We start from the raw sequence: 26,274 nt of genomic DNA, 5'->3' as shown, positions 1-26,274 counted from the left end.
GTGTGCGCGATGATCAGTTGTCGCCGGCGGGCAGCTCGCCCGCGCAGGTGGCACGACCGAACTCACCCATGGCCGTGGCACGTTGGACATGTACGCCGCGGATGGCCAGGGTGCAGGCCGCCTGGCCGCCCTTCTGGCCGAGGACGATGGCGATGGTCGGCGGCTTGCCCAGCGGCACCTGGACGGTCTTCTTCCACGGAAGCTCGGCATCCCGGACGACGGTCGCCGTGCCGTCCTCGCTGCGGGCGAGGTACGAGATCTCGACCGGGCCCTCGCCCGTGACTTCGTAGGTCACCGAGGCGGTCGGCACAGCCGGGGGCTTCGGCTTCTCCTCGGTGTCGAGCACGCCGTAGCCCACGAGGCCGCCGCAGGCGAGCAGCAGGACGGCTGCGATCGCCACTCCCGCCCGACCGCCGCCGGCGCCCTTCTTCGGACTCTCGTTCACCGTCCCGGTGTCCGGCGTTCGCTCTTCCTTCGCTTCCGCCCGAGCCTCTTGCGCGCCGGCCGCTTCCACGCCGGTCGTTTCCGCTTCCGCGGTTTCCGTGTCCGGCGTCTCGTCGGACATTCCCTCCGGCTCTGCGCTTTCCGTGGATTCCTTGGATGACATGAACGGGGCCCGGCTTTCGGTGAGTCGGCTGGATCGGGTGACGTCGAACCGGGCGGTTATACACCACGCGCGGCGCGCCGCGCGAGCGACTGGACAAAAGGGGTGAAGCGACGGGGTGTTCGTGCGTTGCCCTGAATGTCCGTGGACTTGACGCGGCGTCACTTCAATGATCAATAATCCCCTGCCGCGCTCGTGAGCTGGTCCGATCCCTGCTCGCGTGCACAAGAGCGGCACGGATTCAGGCTGCATCGGAAACCCCCGGTGGGGCTTACTCGGCGTGCCGTTTTTCCGTCTGCGGATCCCTTCCGCCTGCGGGGATTCGGCCCCGCAGTGCGGAAAGGTAATGACGTGAAAGTTCCATACAGGAGATACATCTCCTGTTTGGTGGTGTCGGCGGTGGCGGGAACGCTGTTGCCGCAGGTCGCTTATGCGGCGCCACCGTCAGGGCCAGAAAAGGACGACGGCAAGGGCGTTGTCGACACCATAGCGGGCTGGTTCTCGGACGAGGACGAGAAGGAGGACGCGAAGCCTCCGGTCGGTGGAAAGCTCGAGATACCGAGCCGGGAGAAGCTGCCGAAGGGCGAGAAGCTGCCGCCGGCGCAGCGGGTCAAGGAACTGACGGAGCGGCGTACGCCGCAGGCGCGGTTCTGGCAGATGTCGGACGGGCGCATCGAGGCGGAGCTGTCGGCGAAGCCGCTGTCGTACCGGTCGGGCGGGTCGTGGAAGCCGATCGACACGACGGTCCGTGCGTCGGATGCGAAGGGCTTCGAGTTCGCGAACACGACGAACACCGGGCGTAGTTGGTTCGGAAAGGACCCGTCGCGGCTGGTGCGGTTCGAGACGGCTGCGGGTCAGGCGGTCACGCTCGGGCTGGAGGGTGCGGCGAGGGGTGTCGCGCCGTCGGTGAAGGGTGACACGGTCACCTACAAGGGCCTGGCGTCGGGTGCGGACGTCGCCTACCGGGTGGGCCGGGGCCGGGTGAAGGAGAACATCACCCTGGCCGAGAAGCCTGCCGAGCCGGTGAAGTTCACCTTCACGCTGGACGCGGGTTCTTTGGAGCCGAAGGAGCAGGGCGACGGTTCGATCGCCCTGTTCGGCGAGGATCCGGCGAATCCGGTGCTGGTGATTCCTCCGGCGTTCATGACGGACGCGAAGAAGGACAAGGCGTCTCCGTACGGCACCTCCTACAGCGCGAAGGTGGCGCAGGAGCTGTCCCGGCACGGGAAGCAGTGGCGGCTGACGGTCACTCCGGACGAGAAGTGGCTGGCGGCGCCGGAGCGTCAGTACCCGGTGGTGATCGACCCGACGATCACGATCGCGCCGTCTGCTTCGGTGTCGCAGGACGTCATGGTGCGTTCGGACGCGCCGACGACGAACTTCAACAGCACGTGGGACATGTCGGCGGGCAAGACCAGCAGCACGGGGATCGCCCGGTCGCTGATCTCGTTCCCGCTGGATGAGATCCCGGCCGGGTCGAAGGTCGACACGGCGCAGTTGTCGCTGTATTTCGACCAGGTTCACACCTCGGGTTCGACGAATGTGGACGTGGAGGTCCGCCGGGCGACGGGTTCGTGGACCGAGGCCGGGGCGAACTGGAACAACACCAGTACGTTCGTGGGTGAGCAGTCGGCGACCACGGTCCTGATGGACGACGGTGACACCGGTACGGCGGCGGTCGGTGAGTGGCCGCGGTTGACCGGTACCGGCTACGGCAGTGACTACGCGTACAACAAGAACACCGCGACCGGTGAGTCGTACACGTGGCAGCCGAACATCGTCGATGCCGCGGACTACAAGGTCGAGGTCCACACCCCGGTGCAGACCGACGGTGCAACGGCCGCCCCCTACACGGTGACGTCGGCCGAGCCGACCGCGAACTTCACGGTCAACCAGGCGAGTGGCACCACGGGCTGGCGTCAGCTGGGCACCACGCAGATCGATTTCGCAAAGGGCAACACCGGCAAGATCGTCCTCGGGGACACCGGTGATGCGACCAAGCGGACGATCGCCGACGCGGTCCGGCTGGTCAACCCGGCGCAGATCCGCAAGGACATCGGCGAGTACAACCAGTGGCACAACTTCCGGGTCGGCGACACCGTCCAGAAGTGGGTCTCGGGCACCTCGCCGAACTACGGCTTCGTGATCAAGGCCGTGGACGAGTCCTCCACCGCGCCGCTGGGCGGCCCGCAGTATCAGGCGGGGGACTACGACTACGGCGGCGAGACGTCCACGATCCCGCGCCTGACGGTCACCTTCGGCAAGGTCGGCACCTCGCTGAACTCGCCGACCGTCGTGCACGGCACCGGACCGGAGCTGTCCTGGGCGGCGTACAAGAACACCACCGGTGACACGGACCTCGACATCGTCGAGTACCAGCTGCACCGCTCCACGCAGCAGGTGTTCACGCCCTCCGCGGCGACGCTGGTCGCACCGATCGCCAAGACGGCGACCACCTACACGGACACCACCGCGGTTCCGACGCCGGACTCCAGCAGCGCGGAGATCGGCAAGTCGTACTACTACCAGATCGCGGTCAAGACGGCCGACGGCCAGGTACTGGGCTCCCCGACCCGCGTGGTGGGCATCCCCAAGGCCGGTCGCACCATGCGGCTCATCCAGGCCGGCGCCGGTGTCACCGACACCACGCTGTCCTCGCTGAAGCCGACGACCAACCTGAACACCATCGAGCAGGGCACGGTCGGCCAGGACTGGCTGACGGTCGGCAACAACTCGGCGACCTACGGCAAGACGCGCTCGGTGATCAAGTGGCCCACCACCACGATCCCCACCACCGCCACGGTGCTCGAGAGCCGGGTCTTCCTGTGGTCCACGATGACCACGCGCGACGTCGCCACGTCCAAGGCCCAGTACAACCTGCACGGGCTGACGAGGGACTTCACCGAGACCCAGGCCACCTGGAACAACGCCAACTCCACCACCGCGTGGACCACGCCCGGCGGTGACCACTCCTCCGTCGTCTCCGACTACGTCCCGGCGTTCAACACCGACCTGGGCCGCCACTGGTGGGACGCCACGTCCCTCACCCAGGGCTGGGTCAAGACGCCCACCAGCAACAAGGGCACCCTGATCAAGCTGAAGGACGAGTCCACCGCCGGCCCGCAGGAACGCTCCATCTTCCTGTCCTCCGCCGCCCCCGACCCCCAGCTGCGCCCGCTGCTGCGCGTGATCTACGTGGACTCCACGACGGAGGACACGTACTACGCGCCCACGACCCCGGCGCGGATGACGCCGAACACCACGTACACCGTGGAGTTCACCGTCACCAACACCACCGCTTCGGCGTGGGCCGCGGGTGAGCGCGAGCTGTCCTACACCTGGAAGCTCCCCGACGGCACGGACGTGACCACGGGCGGCAACCAGCTGGAGACCCCGATCCCGGCCCTGCTGCCGGGCAAGTCGGCCACGATCCAGGCCAAGGTCGCCACCCCGATCAACTCGGACTCGGGCAACAAGCGCAACGAGTACATGCTGGGCTGGGACGTCCGCAAGATCGCCGACGGCACCTGGCTGTCCGCCGGCACCGGCGGCATTCCCTCGCTGAAGCAGAACGTGGCGGTCGAGGACCCGACGTCGAACACGCTGGGTCTGGAGAAGTTCTACTCGTACACGGGTAAGAACACCGGCGCCGGTTCGAGCTTCATGAACAACCTGGCGTCCGGCAACGGCGTGTGGCAGTACAACGCCATCAACAACCCGGGCCGCGGTCTCAACACCTTCGCGCGCCTGGCCTACAACACCCTGGACACCTCGGACACGGTCCTGGGCCACGGCTGGTCGGCGCAGGTCTCCGGCCCGACGCGCCTCGGCGCTCCGCTGGACTTCCACCCGAACCCCAACCCCACCGAGATCCGCCTCCCCGACGGCGACGGCACCACGCACGTCTTCCGCTGGGACAGCGTCAACAGCGTGTGGAAGGCCCCCGCGGGCGTCCACTTCAAGCTGACGAAGAAGTCGGGCCTGGACTGCAAGCCGACCGCGGACCCGGTCCCGGACGCCTGGACGCTCACGCGCCCCGACGGCACGCGGTTCCTGTTCGGCTGCGACGGCTACATGACGTCCGCTGTCGACAACGACGGCAACACGCAGACGTTCACGTACGAGGAGCGCAGGTCCAACAACAAGCCGACCAAGTTCCTGACCTACATCACGGACCCGGCCGGCCGTCAGACCCTCACCCTCGAGTACTACAAGAAGGGTGACGCGTCCTACCAGTACATCGACGACACGGGCGCGAAGGTCTCCGGCACCAACCTGACCAACTCGAAGATCTACGACCACGTGAAGTCCATGACGGACATCTCGGGCCGGAAGATCACGTTCTACTACACCACGAAGGGTCTGCTCGGTCAGATCGTCGACGGTGAGGCCTGGACGCAGCCGAAGGTGTTCAAGTTCACCTACGACGCGACGCAGGGCAACAAGAACGTCAAGCTGGTCAAGGCGACAGACCCGCGGGGCAACGCGACCTCCTTCGCGTACTACGCGCCGCAGGTGGGTGACGACCCGAAGTACCACTGGTGGACCAAGACGATCACCGATCGCCGGAACTTCGCCACGAACTTCGCGTACAAGCCCAATGTCCTGAACACGAAGTTCACCGACACCAAGGTCACCGACGCCGAGTCGCGCGCCACGGACCACGTCCTGGACGACTTCGCGCGCCCGGTGCAGATGACGAACGCCAAGGCCCAGACCACCAAGCTGAGCTGGGACGCGGACAACAACGTCGTCTACATGGAGGCGGCCAACGGCGCCAAGACCGCGACCTGCTACGACCCGAAGACGGGCTACCCGCTGCGGACGTGGGACGCGGAGGTCACCAAGTCCTGGACGCAGTTCAACCCGACGGACTACTGCAACCCGGCCACGTACCCCGCCAACGCGACGAAGTTCGAGTACACGACACGGATCGACGGCTACTCCGCCGACCTGTGGCGCAAGACCTCGCCGCTCGGCAACGTCTGGGAGTTCGGCTACGACCAGTTCGGCAACCAGACGTCGGTGACGGACCCGGAGGGCGTCGCCTCGGCGACCGCCGGTGACTACACCGCCACCACCGAGTACGACGCGTACGGCCAGCCCACCAAGCAGACCGACGCGAACGGCCACGCCACCACGTACTTCGGCTTCGGCCCGCACGGCTACCCGACGAAGATCACGGACGCGCTGAACAACTCCACCAACTTCGTCTACGACGAGCGCGGCAACACCAAGGAGGTCATCAACGCCAAGGGCGCCAAGGTCACCCAGTCCTACGACTACTTCGGCCGTCCGCTGGAGCAGAAGCAGCCGAAGGACCAGGCGGCAGGCGTCTACATCACCACCCCGGCGCCCGAGTACGACGCCAACAACAACCTGCTCAAGGTCTTCACTCCGAGCGGCGCGGAGTCGTCCTCGGTGTACGACGAGGCCGACCAGGTCACCGCTTCGCTCGCGCCGAAGGACCTCACGACGGACCCCGAGCGGCGCACAACCACGACGTACGACAAGGTCGGCAACGTCAAGACCGTCACCGAGCCCAAGGGCAACCTGACGGCCACGGTCGGCGACTACACCACGACCTACACCTACGACGAGATCTACCAGCCCGTCTCGGTGGTCAACGCCAAGGGTGACAAGGTCTCCAGCGAGTACGACAACGTCGGAAACCTGGTCACCGTCGTCGACCCGAAGAAGAACGCGACCGCGGACACCGCCGACTTCACCACGAAGTACACCTACGACCTGAACAACCGGGTCACGAAGACGACGGACGCGGCCGGCAAGTTCACGACCGTCGAGTACGACCTCGACGGACGCTCGCCCAAGGCGACGGACGCCGAGAACAACACCACGGAGACGGTCTTCGACCGGCGTGGCCTGGTCAAGGAGATCAAGGTCCCGTACTCGAAGGACGGCTCCGGCGTCATCACCTACCGGACGACCCGCTTCGAGTACGACGAGGTAGGCAACCAGACGAAGGAGATCAGCCCGCGCGGCGTCGAGACCACCGACGACGCGACCGACTTCACCTCCGAGACGGTGTACGACGAGCTGAACCGGGTCAAGGAGCAGCTGCGCCCCTTCGACAAGGACAACACGAAGTACGCCACCCCGGACAAGACCTTCTTCTTCTACGACTCGGTCGGTCAGCTGGAGCGTGTCTCCGCGCCGCCGTCGCAGGGGCAGAGCGTCCGCAACGACACCGAGTACACCTACTACGACAACGGGTGGACGAAGTCCGCGAAGGACCCGTTCGAGATCACCACGTCGTACGACTACAACGCGCTCGGCCAGCAGACGAGGAACACGCTGACCTCGGCCGGCGGCTCGTCGCAGCGCACGATGACCTGGGACTTCTACCCGTCGGGCAACCAGAAGGCCCGCTCCGACGACGGCATCCCGGTCGGCAACCACGTCGTGGTCGTCGACTCCAGCGACGTCCACAACACGGCGACGCAGGGCAGCTGGGGCGCCTCGCAGGCCATGGGCCAGTGGGGCTACGACGTCCGTACGCACCCCAAGGGCACAGGCGCGGACTCGTTCACCTGGCAGCTGAACATCCCGCAGGACGGCACGTACGAGGTCTTTGTCCGGCACGGTGCCGTGACCGGCGCGGCGACCAATGCACCATTCAAGATCACCCACGCGGGCGGTGAGGTCACCAAGCCGGTGAACCAGACCACTCGTTCCGGTGAGTGGGTCTCGCTGGGTTCGTACTCCTTCACCGAGTCCGGCACCCAGAAGGTCACCCTGTCCGACCTGGCCGACGGCACGGTCGTGGCCGATGGTGTGAAGCTGGTCCGCTCGAACACGGGTGAGACCGACAACGAGAAGAAGGACTTCACCTACCGGTACGACGTCAACGGTCTGCTGGCCGAGGTCAAGGACCTCTCGCCGGGCGCGAAGGCCGACGCGTACGCGATGACCTACGACGAGCTCAACCAGCTCACGAAGGTCGAGGAGAAGCTCGGCACGACGGTCAAGAACACGACCGCGCTGGCCTACGACGTCAACGGCAACCCTGTCGAGACCACGCACGACGTGACGTGGTCGAAGGCCGAGTACGACGTCCGTGACATGATCAACAAGATCACGAACGCGGACTCGCCGACGGCGGGCAACCAGCAGATCACCACCTTCACCTACACCGACCGCGGTCAGCCGCTGAAGCAGACGAAGCCGAACGGGAACACCGTCGACTACGCCTACTGGCTCAACGGCGCGGTCAAGTCGCAGGTGGAGAAGAAGAGCACCGGCACCGTCGTCGCCTCGCACGACCTGGAGTACGACCCGAACGGGAACCGCTCCAAGGACACGTCCAAGGTCATGAACGCCGACAACGCGGCGGACTACCTGGACACCGTCTCGACGTTCGTCTACGACCCGCAGGACCGGATCGACACGGTCACCAAGACCGGTGATGCGGCGGGTACGGAGAAGTACACGTACGACGGCAACTCCAACATCGTCGAGCAGACGGTGGGCACGGTCGTGTCCACGTCGACGTACGACCGCAACCGTCTGCTGAAGACGTCCGCGGGCGGTGTTGCCTCCACGTACAACTACGACCCGCTGGGCCGCCTGGACACGGTCTCGTCGAACGGGTCGGTGCAGGAGAAGTACACCTACGACGGCTTCGACCGGATCTCCAAGCACACGGCGGGCACGGGTGCGGCGGCGAAGACGACGTCGTACGTCTACGACGCGTTCGACCGCACGGCGCAGGAGACCACGTCCGGGACGGGCGGGAAGACGACGCTCTTCACGTACCTGGGCATGGAGTCCAAGGTTCTGCGGGAGGAGGTTGCCGGCAAGGCGACCAAGTCCTACCAGTACAGCCCGTGGGGCCAGAAGCTGACCCAGATCAAGCACAACACCGATGCGACGAAGGAGTACTCGCAGTTCCTCTACCACCCCAAGGGTGACGTGGAGGCGATCACCAAGGACGACGGCAACACCCGGGCGACGTACGGATACTCGGCGTACGGCTCCGACGACGAGAAGCAGTTCACCGGCGCGGACAAGCCGGACGCTGCGAACCCGGACAAGGAGCAGTACAACGACTACCGCTACAACGCGGCACGTCACGACGACGGCTCCGGTACGTACGACATGGGCTTCCGGAACTACGACCCGGGCCTGAACCGGTTCCTGACGCGTGACATGTACGGCGGCGCCCTGGACGACATGGGCCTGGCGACCGACCCGTACACGGGCAACCGTTACGCGTTCGCCGGCGGCAACCCGATCTCCTTCGTGGAGCTCGACGGCCACCTCTTCGGCATCGACATCTCCCTCTCGGACGTGGGCCACGCGGCCCTGGACGTGGCGGGCATGGTGCCGGTGATCGGCGAGGTCGCGGATGTTGCCAACGGCGTGTGGTACGCGGCGGAGGGCAACTACGAGGACGCGGCGCTGTCGATGGCGGCGGCCATCCCGGGTATCGGCGCGGCGGCGACGGCGGCCAAGTACGCCAAGAAGGGCGCGAAGGCTGCTGACGCGATCAAGGGCAGCAACAAGGCGTCCAATGCCAAGCCGAAGCACAAGAAGCCTCAGGACGAGACGAAGGCAAAGCCCAAGTCCAAGCCCAAGCACAAGAAGGAGTCCAAGCCCAAGGACGGCGAGAGGAGTTCCTGTAAGAAGCCTGCGACGCAGAACAGCTTCGTCCCTGGCACCAAGGTCCTGATGGTCGACGGGTCCACGAAGAACATCGAGGACCTCAAGCAGGGCGAGTACGTCGTGGCCTCCGACCCGGAGACCGGCGAACTGCAGGCCCGCAAGGTGACCGACACCATCACCGGTGATGGTGTCAAGCACCTGGTCACGCTCACCATCGACCCCGATGGCAAGGACGGTGGCGTCAAGCCCACCACAATTACTGCGACGGACGAGCACCCCTTCTGGCTGCCTGACTTCGGCACGTGGGCCGATGCGGGTGAACTCGAGCCCGGCATGTGGCTGCAGACGGCTTCCGGTGCCTGGGCGCAGGTAACAGCAGTGGATGAGGCACACCGCACGCAGCGCGTCCACAACATCACCGTGGAAGGCCAGCACACGTACTACGTGATGGCCGGCGATGCGCCGGTTCTGGTGCACAATGCCAAGAAGAAGAACCGGTCCGATGCCGAAGTAGTCTGTCCCATCGGTCCCTACGCGGCCGAATCGATCCCGGCGAAGAGCAAGTCGCAGAAGTTCGACGAATCTCCGGGCGGGGAAAGGGATCAGATCAACGAGATCGGCAGCCGATTCGGGTGCCATACCTGCGGAATCATCTTCCCCTTCGGCTCGAAGAAGGGGTACGTTCCTGACCATCAGCCCATCAGTTCTTGGGTGCCCGACGGTTTCCCGCAGCGGCTGTATCCGCAGTGCCTCAAGTGCAGCAGGGAACAGGCTGGATGGGCGAGGCAGTTGGCGCCTATCATGAGGCCGATTTACGATCGAATCGCCAAGGAACTCGGATATTAGGAGGAAGTGCGCCATGAGCCTCGCATGGATTGAGTCGGAGGGCGGACCGGTGATCGTCGTGGAGGAATCGCTGAGGCGCCTCTGGGGTGGTTACACGAATTCCGACTACGACAACGCCTGTGAGGTCGAGGGCTACACCGGGCTGGTGCCGTTCGGAGAGCCGTCAGCACCCTGCCCGGCGTTGGCGATCAACGATATTCCCGCTCCGACAACCTATATGGACGAGTTCCATGCCATTGTTCAGTGGATCGCGGCTCCCAGTGATTCTCGACTCGTCGAGGTCGTGCGTGGGGGCATCGATTTCGTGAACGAGTGGGAGGACGGCCCGGTCGTGCAGGTGAACGGCCGATTGGCCGTGTTCGACGCCGCACTGCCCGGGACGGACGCCCGCGCGGATGAACTTCTGTTGGTGGACGTCGAGCCCGCGGTCTATCGACTGAGGACCGCGGACATCGAGTCGGATACTGGCACCTGCGCGCGAGTCCACAAACTCGATCGAGTGATCGAGTGAGTTGTGCGTCGCAGCCGTGCATCGGTGCCGATCGGGATCGTTAGCGTCACGGCGATGGAACGGGAAGCCCCGCCGGTCTCCGGCGGGGCTTCTCGCTGTCCGTGGCTCCCTCAAGACCTGGCTCTTACCCCAGGACCCGCGGCAAGCCCCTGTTGGACGAACCCGGCTCCAATTGGTGGGGGCCGGTGCCATGGATCGAACGGAGCGGGAACTCGGTATCGAATTCCCGCGGACTACGAACCCCTGACCCGGTGATCACTTCGCCGGGCGGGGGCTTCGGGGTTTCAGGCGACTTCTCGGGTGCTCGTGGGGTCTGGCACGGTGGACCTCAAGCAACTCATGGATGTGAGCGTCGAGGTGGTCACGGGAGGGGCGGTCCCGCTGTGGAAGGAACGGGGAGGAGGCCACGACCGGGGCGCCGGGTGCGAGAGCCGGCCTCTGGTTGCGCGGAGTGGCCACGCAGGTCTGTACGCCGTCGCGCTGTTCCTGCTGGTGCTGTCCCTCCCGGCTGTGGGCGCCCGGACGACCCCCACCAGCGATCCCGGCACGGCCGCCGGTGCCTTGACTATGTTTTTGACGACTGATGTGCGGAGGAGTGAAGAATGGCTTTCGAGTGCGGCGCCCTCGGGGAGTCGGGAGGGCGATCTCCAATGGAGGCGCTGAACGTTCTTCTGACTCACCTGCGCGACGAGGATGTGGACGTCTCCAGCGGTGAGGTGAAGGAAGGAGAGGGCTGGGCGAGCAGCACGGTACGTATTTCCCGCCCTGCCGAACCGGTCCTCGAGCAGTACGTCCAAGTGAGCGTCGGGGGTGAGATTCTCGACATCTTCCTCGAGGAAGCACGTCCCGCATTGGGAGAAGATGCCACCCGGGGCAAGGATCTGATGTTGATCACTATTCTCAGTGGGGTGACGGATCCTATGTTCAATGACCGCCTCATGGCTTACGCCTTGACGGAATGGCACGGAATCCCTTGGGACGAGACATCAGGGTTCCGTTCCTGAAGTCTGTGGATGGGGTGTGAAAGAGGTGGGCGTCCTGCTGGCAGGACGCCCACCTCTGCCCGTTGGAGAGCGAATGGCCAAGGGCTGCCGATACGCCGCTGTCCCGGAAGTGCGGGATCGGGGGCATGCCCATGTTGACCCGCTCCGCGGACATGTGGGCAATGTCCACAGGCTTCCGCACCGGCACTGCTCCTGCTGCCTGACCAGTGCCTTCCCATCGGCTGCCCCAGGCAGCCCAGGGCCCCACCCTGTACGCTCACTCGCCAGAAGCGTGTCCTTGCTCAGGCCTCACATCCGACTTCAGCAGCCGATCTTCTCAGATCAGGACGCCCCTGCTGCTGTCACAGCGTCAGCTACCCAACACTGGTGAATAGCCATGTGTTGACCGTCCAGGAGATTAGATGAGTCTGCATGTTCGTGGATATGGGCGATTCGGCGTGGAACCGGACGGCGGCATCCCGCATGTCGATGGATTTCCTTTCCTCTCAACCGAAGGGTTCTGGCCGGCTTACTTCCTGTCGCAGGGCATCGAGGACGAGGACCTTGTTTTTGAAGTCTTTGAAGGTACCGAAGATGATGCGCTTGAGGCGCATCGAAATATGAAAGGAGAAGACGCCTGGCCAACGTTCAGGATCCCAGTGGGCAATGACAGTGCCCTTGTGGTCGTGTTTCGGAATCTCGAAGACGACGACGGTGTTGACTATGTCGTCGACCCCGGTAGGGGGGAAGTACTGTATTGGAATTGCGGCAGTTGAGGGGCACTTCATGGGGCCTGGTATCTCCTGGGACGAACTTGAGTCGATCTCTGACGCTGCTGGGGGAAGCCGCGAGAAGGCCCAGAGATTGCTTCTCTTGGCTCCGATGTACTCGGATGCCCGTAACACGGATCGTGCAGCACGGAAGTTTTCCTGGGCGCTTGACCACGTAGGGGCAACGGGGGACCCGAACGACTTGGCTCGCTTGTTGGCCGAAGGGGGAACCATGTGGGGCGAGCCCGAATGGTTCATGGGAGAGGACGGCGCCTGGACTTGTGAGGGAGAACTCAGCTACCGGAACCCTGGCGGCCACGATCCGCTCGATCTGAGTAGTCGGATGGAAGTGGATAATGTCCTGCGCTTGAACGTTTCTTGACACCGTCAGGTGTGATGCGTGGGGCGGAGGGTGGGGGATCTGTGAAGCCACGCCGCAGGCCACCCCGGGGCTCAAGGACGTGGGTAGTGCTGCCGCGTTAGCGGGCCATGGCGTACAACTCCAAGCGGTGGGACGCCCACGCCGGCACCTACGACATGGGCTTCCCGGCAAGGGCGGCGGCCGACGGTCGAGGCGTAGCCGCAACCCGGACTCAACCGGTTCATCAGCCGGGACATGTACAACGGTGCCCTCGCGGAAATGGGCCTCGGCTCGGATCCCTACACCGGGAACCGATATGCCTTCACCGGTGGCAACCCACGACGCTCGTGGAGATGGACGGGCACTGCACTGAAAGATTGCCGTATGTGGGTCCAGCGTCTGATCGAGCTGACGGGGTGGGAGCCCCTGGGGATTGCTGTCGACTGAGCAGCGGTGGATGAGGAGCTGCGGGTCCCGCTGCCGACGGACCACAAAGAGCTCTTCGAGGCCTTCGGTGGCGGCGTATTCTCTGATTCCGTCTTTTTTCTCGCGCGTGACGAGGATGCCTCCTGCGACCTCCTTACGCAGTGGCGAGGGGACCTTGCGGTCGATCGAGACCCAAGGTACGGCAGCGTTTCCGCTGTGGATCCCTACTCGGTCTACGCACCGGGAGGCAAAGGCCTCATCACCTGGGGCACCACGGAATGGGGGGATGAGTACTGTTGGCTGATCGACGCCCAGCGGCCCGGTGAGTACCCCATCCTCGCGCGAGCCGAAGACAACGATTGGCGCCGGTACGACACGTCCACGTCGGAATTCCTCTACAGAGTGCTCACGGACGCTGATTTCCAACCTTCCGGGATCGCTCAGTACGACCTCGGTGCGACGTTCAAGCCCGATTGCGGCGACGACAACTGATGTGCTGACGCCGACGACCCGTCGGTGCTGATCCGGCCGGCGGAGGGTGATTGGATGTATGCGGACCCATGGAATCCGGTGGAGTTCCTCCTGTACCGTGATCGACTCCAAGAGCGGCGTCGGCCGCACATGCCAGAAGGATTCCAGTGGTGTCAACGCTTCCAGAGGTACAGGCCCTGTTGGGCGAACCCCGGTTCAACTGGTCGGATCCGGCGCCATGGATCGGACTGGAGCGGGAACTCGGTATCGAATTCCCGGCGGACTTCCGCGAGATCGTGAACGCATACGGTTCGATCGAGATCAATAACCAGTTGTATCTGAATCACCCCGCCGTCCATCTTCTGCACGATCTGGGAACGATGATCAGGAGGGATCTCGAGCTCTGGCGCGATGAGGACATGGCGGAGTTCCTGCCCAGTCCGGCAGGAGCGAAGCCCGGGGAACTGATGCCGGTGGCCACGGCCACGACGGGGGAGGCAGTATTCCTTCGCGTTCCCGATGGGCCCTCGTCGCCCTGGCGTGTTGTTGTCCAGGAGTTCGACAGTCCGGCCTGGACTCTCTACGAGATGACGTTCAGCGAATGGTTGCTGGCTTATCTCAAGGGGCGGGACGTGACGTTGTGCTCTCGCAACCGGGCGCCTGACGGGCCGTTCTACGAACCCCTGCCCTGAGAATGAACACGGTGGTATCTCCTGTCCTGGTGACTGGGGATACCACCGTGCCGACAGGATCTTGCTCCAAGGTGTCGCCGGTCTCGATGAAGTCGGTGCTGCAGGTCGACCGGTGGCGCCTTCGCTGAGGGGTCACCCCGGCCTGGCCCTCGGCACCCACAGGACGGGGACGGTGCCGTCGTGCCTGTCGACATATGAGCGGATCGCCCACGGAGTCCGCCGGTGCGGCCCTCGCCCTCCGGCTGACCTCTCGTTCGTACGGGGAGGTCGCGCTGCTGTCGGCCATGGCCGGCTTTCTGGTGACGGGCGTAGTGCTGTGCGGGCTCCTCGACACCCGGCCGAAAGCCGCGCGTGGACCGTCCCGGCAGCGCTGAAGGGTGTTGCCGCACTGCCGAACAGGCGCGAGTGTCAGTGGCCTTCTCTAAGGTGGCGCCGGTCTCACAGTTCAACGGGAGGGGCGGCGCGATGGGTGCCAGTGGTTGGGAGTACGTCACTCCGTACGAAGGCAGTGCCGAGGCGTCGTTGGCGGCTCTGCACGCGCAGGTCTTCCAGGAGCTCTACGGCGGCGACGACACCTACCGGCGCCTTGAGGACCTGTGGGCGGACGAGGAATTCATGGGTGAAGAAGGGACCCACTCGATCCTCGACATCCAGCGCGTCGTCCACTCGACGGCCGCCCCCGTCGCCGCGCAACGTCGAGGACTACGGGACGCTGCGTCCGCTGGTGCACGACCGCATCGTGCACCACTCCGGCACCGACCGGCCGACGCCCGGCCGTTTCGAGGAGGTGCTTGCCCAGGCGTATGCGGCCATCGGGCTGCCGCCCGCGTCCGAGAAGACCGTGCTCGACGAGTGCCGCATGCGGTGGACCGGCGTGTACGTCGTCCTGTACACCGATGACGAGCCGACCCACCTGGGCATCTTCGGATACTCGGGCGACTGAGCCGTCCCGACGGCGGCCGGGTCGGCGGCTTTGCTCGATACTCACTTCCCTTGCGCTCAACGGAACGACCGGAGGCCACCGTTGCCCTCGATACACGACTTCGCGACCTGGGAGCCGCTGCTGAGGCTCCTGAGGGCCTCCGACGCGGAGCGCCTCGCTGCTCCGGGCGGATATGTGGCGGGCCGGATCGGCCGGGGCAGTTGGAGCGTGCCCCTGCGGCGGCCGCGTCCACGTCCGGGACGGGCGGCCCAGGTCGAGGACATGCAGGACGAGTTCGCCGCGGTGAAGCGGGTGCAGAGCGCGCTCGTGGACAACGGCGTCGACGACATCTCGTTCGTGGCGGAGATCTCCCCGGCCGGGAAGGCCGTGCTCCACCTGCTCGGTTCCAGCCCCGCCGTGGAACCCGGCATCGGCAGTTCGCACCCGGGTTCGCTGATCCTGGCCGAGGACGCCGTCCCCGAGCCTTGGCGCCGCCTTCCCGATCCTGTGCCCGGTGCGGTGCCTGCCCCATCGGTCGACTTGGCGCTCCTGGAGCGCACGCTTCGCGAGCGGCTTCCCGGCGCCGTCGGCGCCACCGAGGCGGAGATCGCCGCGGTGGAAGCACGTCTCGGCATCGCGTTGCCCGATGAGCTCAGGGTGCTGTACCGCGTGGTGCGGGCGCACTGGCAGGACTGGGGCGACGACTACGAGGCGGCGGAACGCATCTCCAGGGCAGTCGGCTGCGAACTCTTCGCCCTGGAGGAGCTGTACGTTGCCGATGTGGCGTCCCGTCCGTGCCCGTGGCGGTTCGCGGCGGCATCGGCGGCCGTCACCCCGCCCGACGCCGCGGTGCAGGGTCTGGTCGGCTCACCGGGTTGGATCGTCTTCGGTGACAGCGGCGGCGGCGACCGGATCGCGGTCGACCTGACACCGGGCCCGGGCGGACACTCCGCGCAGATCATCATCCTCGACCACGAGCAGTACATCGGCGCCGAGCTGCTCGCCGACTCCCTCACCGACCTGGTGATGGACCGGCGCAGGGAGGAGCGCGGGGGCCGTCGCTGGGACCAGCCGCCGGTCGTGGCCTGGGTGAACATTCGAAGTCTGGACAGTGTGCAGGCCGCCGCCCACCCCGCGCTGGAGGTCCTGCGCATCGGTGCATGGGAGGGCGAGCCGCTCAGTCTCGCTCCCGTCGTCGGGCTGCCCCGTCTGCGAACCCTCACCGCCTGCCCGGGCACACTGGCCGACCCGCTGGAGATCGCCGAGCTGACAGGACTGGAGTTCCTGGAACTCGGGCCGGACGAGTGGCGCGTCCTCCTCGACGCCGGAGCCGTACCGCGCAGCCTGTCGGCTGCCGCCATCGACGTGCAGGGCGATCGGCACCCGTTCCCGATCGTGGCCCTCGCCGACGAACTCCTCGCCCTGTGGGACCGCCCCCGGATTCCTCGGACCGTCCTGGAAGGCCACCTCGGTTCCGTCGCGTAGTCAGTGACCCGACCTGCGTTTCGTTCAGCGAGATGGAGTGCAGCTACGTCTGGTTGGCATCTGCAGATGAAGATCCGGCGAGCTGTCGGTTGTGCGGCTCGTTGCAAGTAGGGGTCGTCGCCGGGCCAATCGCCCGGGGCATGGTCGCCGGCGGCTACGCCCGACCGCCACGAAGCCATCGGCGCTCTCACCTGCCTCGCTGGAATGACGGCCATCATGTACGCCCCGCGCGACAACTGACCGGCGGCGAGCCCTGGAACCGCCATAGGTCGCCAGGGGCGGCGTGGGCGACGCGGATGAGGGCGAGTAGCCGTGTGGCCGGGACCGTACCCGGCCGTCTCGACGACGTTCACATGGTTCGCGCGGTCGCCTCACCGGCCGCCAGGAACGGGTCGGGCGGCCGCAGCCGGAACTCGGTGGGCAGCAGCCGGACGTCCCGGATCCGGTCGATGCGGAAGGAGCGGATGTCGTCCCGAAGCAGGTCCCACGCCAGGGCGTACCAGACGGGCAGGCTGTAGTACAGGAACTGGAGCTCGATCTCGCGCGTGGTGACCGCGCCGTGCCGGTCCTCGTAGCGCACCAGGGCGGTGCGACGTCGCACAAATGCGTCGAGCAGCGCCTTCGTCACCGCCGGCCGGGGTGGGGTGTAGCCGGCGAGTACCTGCACGGATGCGGCCTGCCCGATCAGGATGCGCCGACGCAGCGCGAGGATCCGGCGTGCCTGCGTCGGCGCGAACGCCGCTGCGACCTTGCGGGTGATCGAGCGCAGGTCGTCCAGCAACAGCGGAGATCCCACCTTCTCGGCGATGGTGAGGCTGAGGAGCAGGCCGAGCGCCTCGGACTCATTGAGGTGGACCCGGCCGAGCGACCAGCCGGGCTCGAGGCGCAGTCCACCGCCGGTTCCCCGGTCGCCCTCGACGGGGACCCCCATCTCCCGCAGCAGGGCGAGGTCACGGTGCAGGGTGCGCATGCTGACCCCGAGTTCCTCGGCGAGGTCGGCAGCCGTCGTGCTGTCGCGCTCCGCCAGCAGTGCCTTGAGCTTGTCGAGGCGCAGGACCCGGCTCTCCCGGGGCTGATCTCCACCCATCGCCCAAATATGCCAGAGAATGACAGGTTGCTTCCTATCGTCGGTCTCACCGCGAAAGGAGAAGACCGACATGCACATCGCACTGGCACCGTTCGTGCTCAGAGCGGGCGTCTGTGAGGACGCCCTGATCAGCGCCTCCGACCGGTTCGAGGAGGAGTTCGTCAGCAAGCAGGACGGGATCATCAGGCGGGTCCTCGTGAAGGACGGCGCAGGCAGCGGCTACGCCGACCTCGTGTTCTTCCGCGACCTGGAGTCGATCGACCGGGTCGTCGAGGCGGAGCAGAACAGCGACGTCTGTGCCGCATTCTTCTCGATCATGGACGGCGACGGCTCGCTCCGCGTCTACGAGGTCCTGAAGAGCTACGGATGACGGCGGCGCGGATTCTCCTCAAGGACCAGCTCTTCACGCGCGAGAAGGTCGAGCTGATGGCCGGGGAGATTGTGAGCGTGGACCCGGCATTCCGCAGGGACGAGTTCGTCGCGGCCGTCGTTGCGCGGTTCCCGGAGCTCGAGCTGAAGGCGCGCATCGACTGGATTGCCACGTGCTTGGAGGAGAATCTGCCGCACGACTTCCGGCGGGCGGCGGGCGTATTGGTGCGCTCGCTGCCCGCCGCAGCCGACCCGGCCCTCTCCGACGGCGACTTCGGTGACTTCATCTACGCGCCGTACGCCGAGTACATCGCCCGGCGCGGCTGCACCGTCGCCGACCTCGAGTTCTCGCTCGCCGCGCTCCGCGAGGTCACCACACGGTTCTCCGCCGAGTTCGCAATCCGGCGCTTCCTCGACGCTTTCCCGGACCAAGTGCTGGCAGCTTTGCTGGTCTGGACGGAGGACGAGCACTATCACGTACGTCGGCTGTGCAGCGAGGGCACGCGACCGCGGCTCCCCTGGGCACGGAACCTGACGCTGCCCTACGACGTGGGCATTCCGCTCCTCGACCGGCTCTTCGCAGACCCCACCCGCTACGTCACCCGGTCCGTGGCCAACCACGTCAACGACATCTCCAAGAAGGACCCGAACCTGGCGCTCGACACCCTTGAGCGGTGGCGGGCCTCTGGGCGCCGGCATCCGCGCGAGATGGGCTATGTGGTCCGCCACGCCGCGCGGACCCTGGTCCGCGCGGACCATCCTCGCGCGCTGGACATCGTCAGTTCATCCCTCGTCGAAGCGCGACAGACGAAAGATGCCAAGTAGCCGTGTGCGATGCCAGTCGCGTCGGTCCTGCCTCGGTGGTGCCGGTGGCTCGTCCGGCGGCACGCGTACGCCTTGTCGGCCGCGCACCCGTCTCGGCCGCTTGCGCGGCCCACCCGCCCGGGCACCCCGTCTACTGGCCGTCTTCATCGCCGTCCGCCGTCATGCTCCGCACGTGCGCCACGGCCTCGCCCAGAAGTCGTGCGGGGACGAGCCAGTAGTCGTAAATGCCGCCCTGCGCGGAGTTGTAGCCGCAGAGCACGGCCACGCCTGTGCCGAGGTGGTCCTTGAGCTCGCCGGCCAGCCAGCCCACAAAGCCGCTGTTGTCCGCTGCGGCCGGGAAGTGAAAGGAGAAGACGCCGAAGATCTCCGCCTCGTCACCTTGCGCCGGCTCGAGGACCGACCAGCTCTCCTCGTCGCGCACCAGAGCAAGCGCGTCGGCGGACGGCTGCGGCATCGGCCCTGCGGGGTGCTCGTGGTAGGCCCAGTGCCCGGGCAGTACTTTGAAGAGGGCCCCTGCAAGCACTCGGCGCAGCCGCGTGCGCGTTTCCTGTGGTGTTTCGTGGCTGATGCTGACCATGTGCCGTTCCTTGTTCGGTTCGGGGCGTTCGCCCATTCCGCAGGTTCCGCCCCTGGGCGTGCGGCGGTCGACGGCGCCCTCGATCCCTGGGAGCCGCATTGCCGGGACGTCAGGTGCCGAGCATGGCTGCCGCCATGGCACGTGCTTCGTGGGCGGGGGCGGTCGTCCGTTCCCGCAGCGCGGTGACGATCGCCCCGTCCATCAGCAGAACGAACTGCCGTGCCAGTTCTTCGGCTTCGGCGTGGCCGCTGTCCGCGAGCAGGCCGGCGACATAGGCCGTGACGCTCTCCTTGTGCTCGGCCGCGACCCGGTAGGCAGGGCTGCCGGTGTCGGCGGTCTCCGCCATGGTGTTGATGAAGGCGCAGCCGCGGAAGTCGGCGCGGGAGAATCGCTCGGCCAGAGCGTGGAACACGTCCAGCGGCTCGCCGCCCAGCGCTGCCACCCGTTCGGCCAGCCAGGCGCGCCAGGCCTGGTCCCGCCGCTGCAGGACGGCCACGACGAGGTCGTCCTTGCTCGCGAAGTGGCGGTAGAAGGAGGCCCGGCCCACCCCGGACTCGGCCAGGATGCGCTCCACTCCGACCGCCCGGATGCCTTCGGCGTAGAAGAGGTCCTCGGCGGTGTCGAGAAGGCGTTCGCGTGCTCTGGTGGCCATGAACCCACCGTATCCCGGTCTTGACGGGAAATGGAACCGATCAGTACCGTCTCTGCAAGACGGAACCGATCAGTACCATCTGGAGCCATCGTGCCACGAATCCCCCAGCTCGCCGAGGACGCCTCGGAGCTGCTCGAGACGACCCGCCGCCAGTTGGGCCGCGTGCCCAACCTCTATGCGGCGCTCGCCAACGGCCCGGCCGCCCTCGCCGGCTACCTGGCCATGCGCGACCACCTCACCCGAGGCGTCCTGTCGGCCCGCCTTCGAGAGCAGCTCGCACTGCTGGTCGCACAGAAGAACCACTGCACCTACTGCGTCAGTGCCCACACCCTGCGGGGCAGCAGGCTCGGCCTGACCCACGAGGAGCTGGCCCGCACCCGGCAGGCGTCCGACGACTCCGACCCGCACGCCGATGCCGTACTGCGTCTGGCCCACGACATCATGCGCACCCAGGGCCGGGTCGACGACGGGATGCTGGCCGACGCCCGCGAGGCCGGGGTGACCGACGCCGAACTGGCCGAGATCGTCGCCCATGTCGCGCTCAACACGCTGTCGAACTACTTCAATCACCTGGCTCGGCCCGACCTCGACTTCCCGGAGGTCGCCGCATGACACGCGACTGGCGTACCGGCTCCATCGAACTCATGGACGGCTATACGCTCAGCGGTGCCGACGGTCGTCGCGTCACCCGCGCCGACGACGTCCGTTTCGCGATCGAAGGCGGCTTCGTCAACATCCGGCTCCCGGAAGTCCCGCACGTCCAGGTCGTCTCCGCGCCGGCCGTGCGCCTGATCAGCTGCCCCCGGTAGAGCTCATGCAGGAGAACGTCGGAGGCCGGTTCCGTAGAGCAACCGGCCTCTTCGGCGGGCCTGGACGGCGCAGCTGCGGGCGCCGGTCGGGCGCGAGATCGGCATCGCCACCCCGTCGATCCATGCTCACTTCGCCCACCGGGACCGCCACCGAGCGCCGGGTCACCGACTGGTCGGAGCCGCTGGGAACGCTTCGTCATGCGAAAGGCGAGCCACGGTCCGTCGCGTAGTGATCACCGAAGGGCTGCCAGGACGTCCGGCCAGGTCCGGACCCTCTGCCGCTTGCTCAGCAGGGGGTCACTTCGGGGGCGACCGGCGGCAGTGCCCAGGGTTCGAGCGTCCCGTCGCAGTACTCGGCGAGGAACTGAACTGCGCCGCCGGCGTAGTGCCACCACCCTCCGCCACGGGAAGCGACCGTGACGATCCAGTCCTGCGGGGAGTCTCCGGTGGTGCTCCACATGAACTTGTCGCTCTCGTCCGACTCCGCCCACGGCAGCAGACCGCCAGGTGCGGGATGAGCTCGCAGACCGATGCGGGGTTCCAGCCAGGCGTCGGCAAGTACTTCGAGGCTGTCGCGGATACCGCGAAGGGCGTGGTGCTCCTTGCCCGGCTCGGGAAGAGGGACGAGAAGGAAATCTCCGACGGCGAAGGGCGGGTACCACTCCGCGAGGTACTTGTAATCGCAGGGAAGCGCGGTGCCCAAACCCCCTTCGACGACGGCCCAGTCGATCGCAGCACTCTCCGGCCGGCGGAAATCGGGCAGTCCGGGAGCAGCGTGCTCCAGCGCCGCAATGGCCGCTTCGGGTTCGGTGACGCGGCATTTGGGAGTCTGCGTGGCGATCAGGTCGTCCTTCATGGGCAGAAGCGTGCCAGACCCGCCGCTGCTCGGCTCATGACTCCCGTGGCCCGATTCCGCGGGCTGGTCATGGAGCCTGGATCCTGCCGAGGATGGCGGTGCGCCGTCTCCGTCGTGTGACGTTTTTTGGGGTCTGGGCGCAGTAGCGGGTGAGCCGACTGGTCTTCGCGCGGATACAGACCGCACGATGCCAAGGAGGCGTTATGGGAAGCCAGTTCTGGCGAACGATCCAGATGGCGATCGAGGAGGACAACTGGACGGCCCGGCTGGTCGTCGTCCTCTTCACGACCGCAGCCGCCGCGATCGGCGCGTATGTGATCAGCGCCGGCAGGTGGTAGTCCGCATCGGGGCGGGTCCGGCCCGCCCGGCCGCCGGTACACCGTCCAGGGGAGCGAATCATCACCAGTTTCGACGACATCAGGGCGCTGCTGGGGGAGCCGCGGTTCGGGTGGTCCGACCCGGCTCCCTGGCACCGGCTCGAGGGAGAGCTCGGGATCGTGTTTCCCGACGACTTCCGTGAGTTCTGCGACGCCTACGGGCCGGTGCTGATCAACAATCAGGTGCACACGACTCATCCGGGTGTGGCGCACGGAAATCTCGGACGGCTGATCAGGTCGGACATCGAGGCCTGGGCACACGCACCGGAGGACATGGTGACCCAGCCGGTGGGTACCGGCCCGGGGGAGCTGTTCCCCTGGGGGTCGGCCGCATCGGGGGAGACCATGTTCTTCCGCGTCCCCAAGGAGGCGCCCGAGGCGTGGTCGGTCTTCGTCTACGAGAGCGACGAAGGGGAGTTCCTGGAGTACGACATGTCGTTCGGCGACTGGATGCTGGCGTATGTGAGGGGCGAGGACGTGGGCGTCTGCTCGCGCAACTTCGCTCCCGAGGGTCCCTTCTTCCAGCCCATCGGCTGACCCACCCTCGGCTTACGCGGCCCCGACGACCCCGTCTTTCAAGGCGTTGACGAAGGACGACCAGGCCGGGGCAGGAACGGTGAGGACCGGGCCGCTCGGGACCTTCGAGTCGCGGACGGGGACGACACCGGTGTGGGCGTCGCACACCTCGACGCAGTTTCCGCCGTCGCCGTTGCTGTAGGTGCTCGTGCGCCAGCGGGCGGCGCCGGGGAAGGCCTCGGCGACCTCGACGCAGTCGCCGCCGTCGCCGTTGCTGTAGGTGCTCTTGCGCCAGACGGCGGTGCTCAAGTCAATGCTGATGCTTGCCATTTCGAACATCCTCAGCCGCTTGCTCGATCAGGGCGAGGGACGCCTCCGGCGGCAGTGCGGCGGCCCTGAGCCGATCGTATGCCTTGCGGTACTGCTTCACGAGGGCCGGATCGTCGATGGTGTCTCCGCTGTACTGCGCCTCCGTGTAGACAAGTGGCGGGGCGTCGGGAAAGGTCATGATCTTGGCCGTGCCGAGCATCAGGGGGTGCGGCCCGCAGCTCCACGGAAGGATCTGGGGAACGATCCGGCGGCAGCGTGCCAGCGCCGCAATGCGCTCCAGCTGTTCGGCCGTCTGCTCCGGCGGAAGGATCGGTTGGCGCAGCAGCGACTCGGGCAGGATCGCCCAGTAGTCCGGCTTTGTGTGGTCGTCCTCGAAGATTCGGCCCCGCGCCATCCGGGCGCTCACCTTCTCCTCGACCGCCTCGTCAAGGGCCATCGGGTGCGCCGACCGCACCACCGCCCGCGCGTAGGCATCGGTCTGGAGCAGGCCGGGGATCAGGGTCGGGCACCACTCCTCGATGGTCTCCGCGTGCTTCTCCGCCTCAAGCACCCGCTCGAAGTAGCTCGCGTGGCCCCGCCGTTTCGCTTTCCGCACGTCCTCGCAGCGGCGCTTGAAGAAGCCGTCCGTGCCGAGCACCTCGTCCACGTGCTCGGCCAGTTCCGCCGGCATCCGGCGCGTGCCGCGTTCGATCTCGCTGAGGTGGCTGGGGCCGTAGAAGCTGCCCTCGACCAGTTGCTGGAGGGTGAGCCCGGCCTCCTCCCGTTTCCAGCGCAACTCGCTGCCGTAGAAGGTCGGGACGCTTGCCGAGCCGTCGATGTCCTTGCGCTGCCCCATCGTCCACCGTCCCTGGTCCCGTTTACCGCCCGGTTCCCGGCGTTCCCGGGCGCGTACCAACATCTCCCACGAATTGGTGCAGTTCAGAGCCGGGGGCCTGAACACTTTTCAAGCTACGCCCCTGGTGGGCAGTGTGTGAGTGATTCGTCACAGAGCGCACTGGAAGGTGTGAACCCCATGCACGACCAGCCCGACGCCCAGACCTGCGCCGAGGAGCTGCGGGCCGCCCTCGCCGCACACGGCATCACGCTGCCGTCCCTCGGTGTCGACCTGCCGACCTTCGCCGCTCGCTATCCGAACCGGCCGCTCATCGCGCTCGGCAACTGCAACCTGCTGACCGCCCGTGCGCTGGTGGCCGCCCTCCGCAAGGGGGCCGCGTGATGCGACCACCCCTGACCCTGGCACTGCTCGCCACCCCGCAGGCCGTTGCCGGGGTGCGCAGCGCCCTGCGCGCGTACATGGGCGGTCCGTGCGCCGATCTCCAGCTCTGTGCGAGTGAGTTGCTGGCGAACGTCGTCCGGCACCTCGGTGAGGGCGTACTCGTGACCGTTCAGGTGGGCTGCGAGCAGGGCCGTACGCGACTGGAGGTCACCGACCCCGACCCGCATGCTCTGCCCGTCCTCTGCGAAGCCACCGCCGACGACGAGTCGGGCCGCGGTCTGGCGCTGCTCGACGCGCTGACCCTGCGGTGGGGTGTGGAACAGGGGCCCGGCAGCAAGACCGTGTGGTGCGAGCTGGCGACCTGGCAGTCGGAAGGCCGGCGCGGCCGACACCCGGGCCAGTCGGGCGGACGGCAGGGACGAGGCGGTCGGCAGGGCGAGGCGGTCGGCAGGGTTCCGGTGGGAGTACGGGCCGTCGTCGATCCGGACCCCGTCCCCTGTCGTGGTCCGGGTCGCGGTGCCGGATGCACCCTGGCCGTCGAGGAGCGCGGCGGCGAGCGCTTCGGGGTCCTCGACACCGACAACGGCTCGTAGGACGGATGTCGGGCGTTCGGCGGCGTCGTCGGACACGTCGTCGTCGCCCGCGGGGAGCAGGAGCGTCGGGCGTGCGGGTCGGTGGTGGAGCGACATCTCGGCCTGCCCGCCCAGGTCGATGTCAGCCCCGCCCGCTTCAATGTCCGCCATGGATGAACGGGAAGAACTCCGCCTGGACGAACTCCTCTCGGCGGTCCACCGGCTGGCCGCCCCGGGCACCGGCGACCTGGTGTGTGCGGAGCCGGGGCATCCGGCAGGGCACGTATGCCTGGCACCGTCGGCGGAGGTGGGCCTCCCGGAGCTCCTGGGGGAGCTCGGCGGGCGGTACGGGCAGCCGCGCAACCTCGCCATGGACGGGTACGCCGACCCGACCGTGACCGGGCGGACCGGGCTCCCGCTGCTGACGCCGTTCGGCGAGCGGATCGTCGAGATGCGCGCATGGGCTTACGCGGACCGATGGATCGGCTGCGGTAAGGCTCGTGACGGCGACGGCGACGGCGTCCGGCTCGTGGCGCTGGTCGCGGAACGAGAGGATCCCGCAGCGGACATGGCGGACGAGACTTCCTGGGTGGACGGGGTCGTCGCCGTCACGGGATGGGACACGACCCGCGTGCGCACGGTCGACTGGGCGGCGGTCGAGACCCGGCTCGGGACCGCGCTGCCGAGCGACTACAAGCGGCTCGCCGAGATCTTCGGGGCGGGCGCCTTCGACGGCTTCCTCCAACTCCAGGTACCCGACGCGGCCTTCGAGAGCGGGGACATCGTCCGGCACACCGAGTGGCTGGGCGAGTGGGCCAGGACGCGCGGCAGCGAGCTGTGGAGGCCGTACGAGGTGTATCCGGCCGCCGGCGGGCTGCTGAAGTGGGCGAGCTCCGAGCAGGCGGACGAGTTCTACTGGCTCACCGAGGACGCCGACCCCGACAAGTGGCCCGTCCTCGTGACCGAGGACATCCCCGACTCGTGGGTCCGGTTCGACGGCACGACCGCCGAGTTCGTCCACCGGATGCTCACCGAACGGGAACACCCCTTCTCGACGGCCCGCTACTTCGACACCCACTGGTTCCAGAGCTACGAGAGCGCGCCGTCGCCGTGACACATCGGGAATGGGCCGCTGCGAAGCTGAAGCACCCCGTCGGATCAGAGGTCAGGGGCACCGTCGAGAGTGTCGCCGCCTTCGGCGTATTCGTGGCCGTCGAAGGTGTGCGGCGCTACGGCGTGGTCGCGGACCTTGCCGGGATGCGCAAGGACCCGGCCGACGATTCGGTGGTGATCCGGCCCGGTGCGGGCGACCCGGTCACCGGGGTCGTGGTCGGGCACGTGGAACACGACGAAGAGTTGAGGATCCACCTGACGTGACGGGTCCGGACGTCA

The 26,274-nt window shown here is 67.0% G+C and carries 26 protein-coding genes and 1 pseudogene; 20 read left to right on the top strand and 7 right to left on the bottom strand.

Annotation, left to right across the window (positions count from 1 at the left end; all coding sequences use genetic code 11):
* Positions 1–13: 13 nt before the first annotated feature.
* Positions 14–445, bottom strand: a complete 432-nt coding sequence (locus tag IE198_RS14850) for a hypothetical protein (RefSeq protein WP_189886636.1) — start codon at positions 443–445, stop codon at positions 14–16.
* 1,509 nt (positions 446–1,954) lie between these two features.
* Between IE198_RS14850 and IE198_RS14845 the strand changes: the two genes are divergently transcribed.
* The 10 genes and pseudogenes from IE198_RS14845 to IE198_RS36910 all read left to right on the top strand — a co-directional run.
* On the top strand, positions 1,955–10,075 hold the full coding sequence (locus IE198_RS14845) for a golvesin C-terminal-like domain-containing protein (RefSeq protein ID WP_229833983.1): 8,121 nt from the start codon (positions 1,955–1,957) through the stop codon (positions 10,073–10,075).
* Positions 10,076–10,088: 13 nt separating this feature from the next.
* On the top strand, positions 10,089–10,586 hold the full coding sequence (locus IE198_RS14840) for an Imm21 family immunity protein (protein ID WP_189886632.1): 498 nt from the start codon (positions 10,089–10,091) through the stop codon (positions 10,584–10,586).
* A 650-nt stretch (positions 10,587–11,236) separates the two neighbouring features.
* The gene (locus IE198_RS14835; protein ID WP_189886630.1) at positions 11,237–11,590 is read left to right on the top strand and encodes a hypothetical protein; all 354 of its coding nucleotides are present in this window, start codon (positions 11,237–11,239) and stop codon (positions 11,588–11,590) included.
* Between the two features lie 401 nt (positions 11,591–11,991).
* Positions 11,992–12,345, top strand: coding sequence for a hypothetical protein (locus IE198_RS14830; RefSeq protein ID WP_189886628.1), 354 nt, complete (start codon positions 11,992–11,994; stop codon positions 12,343–12,345).
* An 808-nt stretch (positions 12,346–13,153) separates the two neighbouring features.
* Positions 13,154–13,618, top strand: a complete 465-nt coding sequence (locus tag IE198_RS14825) for an SMI1/KNR4 family protein (protein WP_189886626.1) — start codon at positions 13,154–13,156, stop codon at positions 13,616–13,618.
* Between the two features lie 149 nt (positions 13,619–13,767).
* The gene (locus IE198_RS14820) at positions 13,768–14,289 is read left to right on the top strand and encodes an SMI1/KNR4 family protein (protein WP_229833949.1); all 522 of its coding nucleotides are present in this window, start codon (positions 13,768–13,770) and stop codon (positions 14,287–14,289) included.
* Between the two features lie 194 nt (positions 14,290–14,483).
* Positions 14,484–14,663: a hypothetical protein gene (locus IE198_RS14815; protein ID WP_189886623.1), complete on the top strand. Its 180-nt coding sequence runs from the start codon at positions 14,484–14,486 to the stop codon at positions 14,661–14,663.
* A 245-nt stretch (positions 14,664–14,908) separates the two neighbouring features.
* Complete coding sequence (locus tag IE198_RS14810; protein WP_229833947.1) at positions 14,909–15,232, top strand: hypothetical protein; 324 nt, start codon at positions 14,909–14,911, stop codon at positions 15,230–15,232.
* 81 nt (positions 15,233–15,313) lie between these two features.
* Positions 15,314–16,696, top strand: a complete 1,383-nt coding sequence (locus IE198_RS14805) for an SMI1/KNR4 family protein (protein WP_189886621.1) — start codon at positions 15,314–15,316, stop codon at positions 16,694–16,696.
* Between the two features lie 116 nt (positions 16,697–16,812).
* Positions 16,813–16,936 (top strand): annotated as a pseudogene (locus IE198_RS36910) (YnfA family protein); the annotation flags it as partial.
* Positions 16,937–17,045: 109 nt separating this feature from the next.
* Here IE198_RS36910 and IE198_RS14800 read toward each other — a convergent pair.
* A complete protein-coding gene (locus IE198_RS14800) occupies positions 17,046–17,783 on the bottom strand; it encodes a helix-turn-helix transcriptional regulator (protein WP_189886619.1) in 738 nt (245 codons plus the stop codon).
* A 70-nt stretch (positions 17,784–17,853) separates the two neighbouring features.
* Between IE198_RS14800 and IE198_RS14795 the strand changes: the two genes are divergently transcribed.
* A complete protein-coding gene (locus tag IE198_RS14795; protein WP_189886617.1) occupies positions 17,854–18,153 on the top strand; it encodes a hypothetical protein in 300 nt (99 codons plus the stop codon).
* The gene (locus IE198_RS14790; protein WP_189886615.1) at positions 18,150–18,977 is read left to right on the top strand and encodes a hypothetical protein; all 828 of its coding nucleotides are present in this window, start codon (positions 18,150–18,152) and stop codon (positions 18,975–18,977) included. The genes IE198_RS14795 and IE198_RS14790 overlap by 4 nt, the downstream gene beginning before the upstream one ends.
* 130 nt (positions 18,978–19,107) lie before the next feature.
* Here the strand turns inward: IE198_RS14790 and IE198_RS14785 are convergent, their stop codons facing one another.
* Positions 19,108–19,554, bottom strand: a complete 447-nt coding sequence (locus tag IE198_RS14785; RefSeq protein WP_189886613.1) for a DUF6196 family protein — start codon at positions 19,552–19,554, stop codon at positions 19,108–19,110.
* 109 nt (positions 19,555–19,663) lie between these two features.
* On the bottom strand, positions 19,664–20,206 hold the full coding sequence (locus IE198_RS14780) for a TetR/AcrR family transcriptional regulator (protein WP_189886611.1): 543 nt from the start codon (positions 20,204–20,206) through the stop codon (positions 19,664–19,666).
* A 90-nt stretch (positions 20,207–20,296) separates the two neighbouring features.
* On the opposite strand from IE198_RS14780, the gene IE198_RS14775 reads away from it, so the two are divergent.
* Together IE198_RS14775 and IE198_RS14770 are read left to right on the top strand one after the other, a co-directional pair.
* The gene (locus IE198_RS14775; protein WP_229833945.1) at positions 20,297–20,818 is read left to right on the top strand and encodes a carboxymuconolactone decarboxylase family protein; all 522 of its coding nucleotides are present in this window, start codon (positions 20,297–20,299) and stop codon (positions 20,816–20,818) included.
* Positions 20,815–21,015 carry a hypothetical protein gene (locus tag IE198_RS14770; RefSeq protein ID WP_189886607.1) on the top strand — a complete coding sequence of 67 codons (201 nt, stop codon included), beginning with the start codon at positions 20,815–20,817 and terminating at the stop codon, positions 21,013–21,015. The genes IE198_RS14775 and IE198_RS14770 overlap by 4 nt, the downstream gene beginning before the upstream one ends.
* A gap of 286 nt (positions 21,016–21,301) precedes the next feature.
* Here the strand turns inward: IE198_RS14770 and IE198_RS14765 are convergent, their stop codons facing one another.
* The gene (locus tag IE198_RS14765) at positions 21,302–21,871 is read right to left on the bottom strand and encodes an SMI1/KNR4 family protein (RefSeq protein ID WP_189886606.1); all 570 of its coding nucleotides are present in this window, start codon (positions 21,869–21,871) and stop codon (positions 21,302–21,304) included.
* A gap of 203 nt (positions 21,872–22,074) precedes the next feature.
* On the opposite strand from IE198_RS14765, the gene IE198_RS36120 reads away from it, so the two are divergent.
* Positions 22,075–22,209: a hypothetical protein gene (locus IE198_RS36120; protein ID WP_268246478.1), complete on the top strand. Its 135-nt coding sequence runs from the start codon at positions 22,075–22,077 to the stop codon at positions 22,207–22,209.
* Between the two features lie 57 nt (positions 22,210–22,266).
* Positions 22,267–22,785, top strand: a complete 519-nt coding sequence (locus IE198_RS14760; protein WP_308426811.1) for an SMI1/KNR4 family protein — start codon at positions 22,267–22,269, stop codon at positions 22,783–22,785.
* Between the two features lie 12 nt (positions 22,786–22,797).
* Here the strand turns inward: IE198_RS14760 and IE198_RS14755 are convergent, their stop codons facing one another.
* Both IE198_RS14755 and IE198_RS14750 read right to left on the bottom strand, forming a co-directional pair.
* The gene (locus IE198_RS14755; RefSeq protein WP_189886604.1) at positions 22,798–23,094 is read right to left on the bottom strand and encodes a DUF397 domain-containing protein; all 297 of its coding nucleotides are present in this window, start codon (positions 23,092–23,094) and stop codon (positions 22,798–22,800) included.
* A complete protein-coding gene (locus IE198_RS14750; protein WP_189886603.1) occupies positions 23,075–23,929 on the bottom strand; it encodes a helix-turn-helix domain-containing protein in 855 nt (284 codons plus the stop codon). Before IE198_RS14750 ends, IE198_RS14755 begins: the two co-directional genes overlap by 20 nt.
* A 177-nt stretch (positions 23,930–24,106) precedes the next feature.
* On the opposite strand from IE198_RS14750, the gene IE198_RS14745 reads away from it, so the two are divergent.
* From IE198_RS14745 to IE198_RS14730, 4 genes are all read left to right on the top strand, one after another.
* Positions 24,107–24,310 carry a hypothetical protein gene (locus IE198_RS14745; RefSeq protein ID WP_189886601.1) on the top strand — a complete coding sequence of 68 codons (204 nt, stop codon included), beginning with the start codon at positions 24,107–24,109 and terminating at the stop codon, positions 24,308–24,310.
* A complete protein-coding gene (locus IE198_RS35195) occupies positions 24,310–24,903 on the top strand; it encodes an ATP-binding protein (protein WP_229833941.1) in 594 nt (197 codons plus the stop codon). Before IE198_RS14745 ends, IE198_RS35195 begins: the two co-directional genes overlap by 1 nt.
* Before the next feature lie 148 nt (positions 24,904–25,051).
* Complete coding sequence (locus IE198_RS14735) at positions 25,052–25,996, top strand: hypothetical protein (protein ID WP_189886599.1); 945 nt, start codon at positions 25,052–25,054, stop codon at positions 25,994–25,996.
* Positions 25,993–26,259 carry a hypothetical protein gene (locus IE198_RS14730; protein ID WP_189886597.1) on the top strand — a complete coding sequence of 89 codons (267 nt, stop codon included), beginning with the start codon at positions 25,993–25,995 and terminating at the stop codon, positions 26,257–26,259. The genes IE198_RS14735 and IE198_RS14730 overlap by 4 nt, the downstream gene beginning before the upstream one ends.
* Positions 26,260–26,274: the final 15 nt, after the last annotated feature.

This window comes from Streptomyces xantholiticus, from assembly GCF_014651015.1.
Lineage (GTDB): Bacteria > Actinomycetota > Actinomycetes > Streptomycetales > Streptomycetaceae > Streptomyces > Streptomyces xantholiticus.
This window is presented reverse-complemented; position numbering and strand designations above follow the sequence as displayed.

Coding starts and splice junctions, on each gene's coding strand:
- IE198_RS14845 (WP_229833983.1), top strand. CDS start 1,955: ATGGTGCGTTCGGACGCGCCGACGACGAACTTCAACAGCACGTGGGAC.
- IE198_RS14840 (WP_189886632.1), top strand. CDS start 10,089: ATGAGCCTCGCATGGATTGAGTCGGAGGGCGGACCGGTGATCGTCGTG.
- IE198_RS14835 (WP_189886630.1), top strand. CDS start 11,237: ATGGAGGCGCTGAACGTTCTTCTGACTCACCTGCGCGACGAGGATGTG.
- IE198_RS14830 (WP_189886628.1), top strand. CDS start 11,992: ATGAGTCTGCATGTTCGTGGATATGGGCGATTCGGCGTGGAACCGGAC.
- IE198_RS14815 (WP_189886623.1), top strand. CDS start 14,484: ATGAGCGGATCGCCCACGGAGTCCGCCGGTGCGGCCCTCGCCCTCCGG.
- IE198_RS14800 (WP_189886619.1), bottom strand. CDS start 17,783: ATGGGTGGAGATCAGCCCCGGGAGAGCCGGGTCCTGCGCCTCGACAAG.
- IE198_RS14795 (WP_189886617.1), top strand. CDS start 17,854: ATGCACATCGCACTGGCACCGTTCGTGCTCAGAGCGGGCGTCTGTGAG.
- IE198_RS14790 (WP_189886615.1), top strand. CDS start 18,150: ATGACGGCGGCGCGGATTCTCCTCAAGGACCAGCTCTTCACGCGCGAG.
- IE198_RS14785 (WP_189886613.1), bottom strand. CDS start 19,554: ATGGTCAGCATCAGCCACGAAACACCACAGGAAACGCGCACGCGGCTG.
- IE198_RS14780 (WP_189886611.1), bottom strand. CDS start 20,206: ATGGCCACCAGAGCACGCGAACGCCTTCTCGACACCGCCGAGGACCTC.
- IE198_RS14770 (WP_189886607.1), top strand. CDS start 20,815: ATGACACGCGACTGGCGTACCGGCTCCATCGAACTCATGGACGGCTAT.
- IE198_RS14765 (WP_189886606.1), bottom strand. CDS start 21,871: ATGAAGGACGACCTGATCGCCACGCAGACTCCCAAATGCCGCGTCACC.
- IE198_RS36120 (WP_268246478.1), top strand. CDS start 22,075: ATGGGAAGCCAGTTCTGGCGAACGATCCAGATGGCGATCGAGGAGGAC.
- IE198_RS14755 (WP_189886604.1), bottom strand. CDS start 23,094: ATGGCAAGCATCAGCATTGACTTGAGCACCGCCGTCTGGCGCAAGAGC.
- IE198_RS14750 (WP_189886603.1), bottom strand. CDS start 23,929: ATGGGGCAGCGCAAGGACATCGACGGCTCGGCAAGCGTCCCGACCTTC.
- IE198_RS14745 (WP_189886601.1), top strand. CDS start 24,107: ATGCACGACCAGCCCGACGCCCAGACCTGCGCCGAGGAGCTGCGGGCC.
- IE198_RS35195 (WP_229833941.1), top strand. CDS start 24,310: ATGCGACCACCCCTGACCCTGGCACTGCTCGCCACCCCGCAGGCCGTT.
- IE198_RS14735 (WP_189886599.1), top strand. CDS start 25,052: ATGGATGAACGGGAAGAACTCCGCCTGGACGAACTCCTCTCGGCGGTC.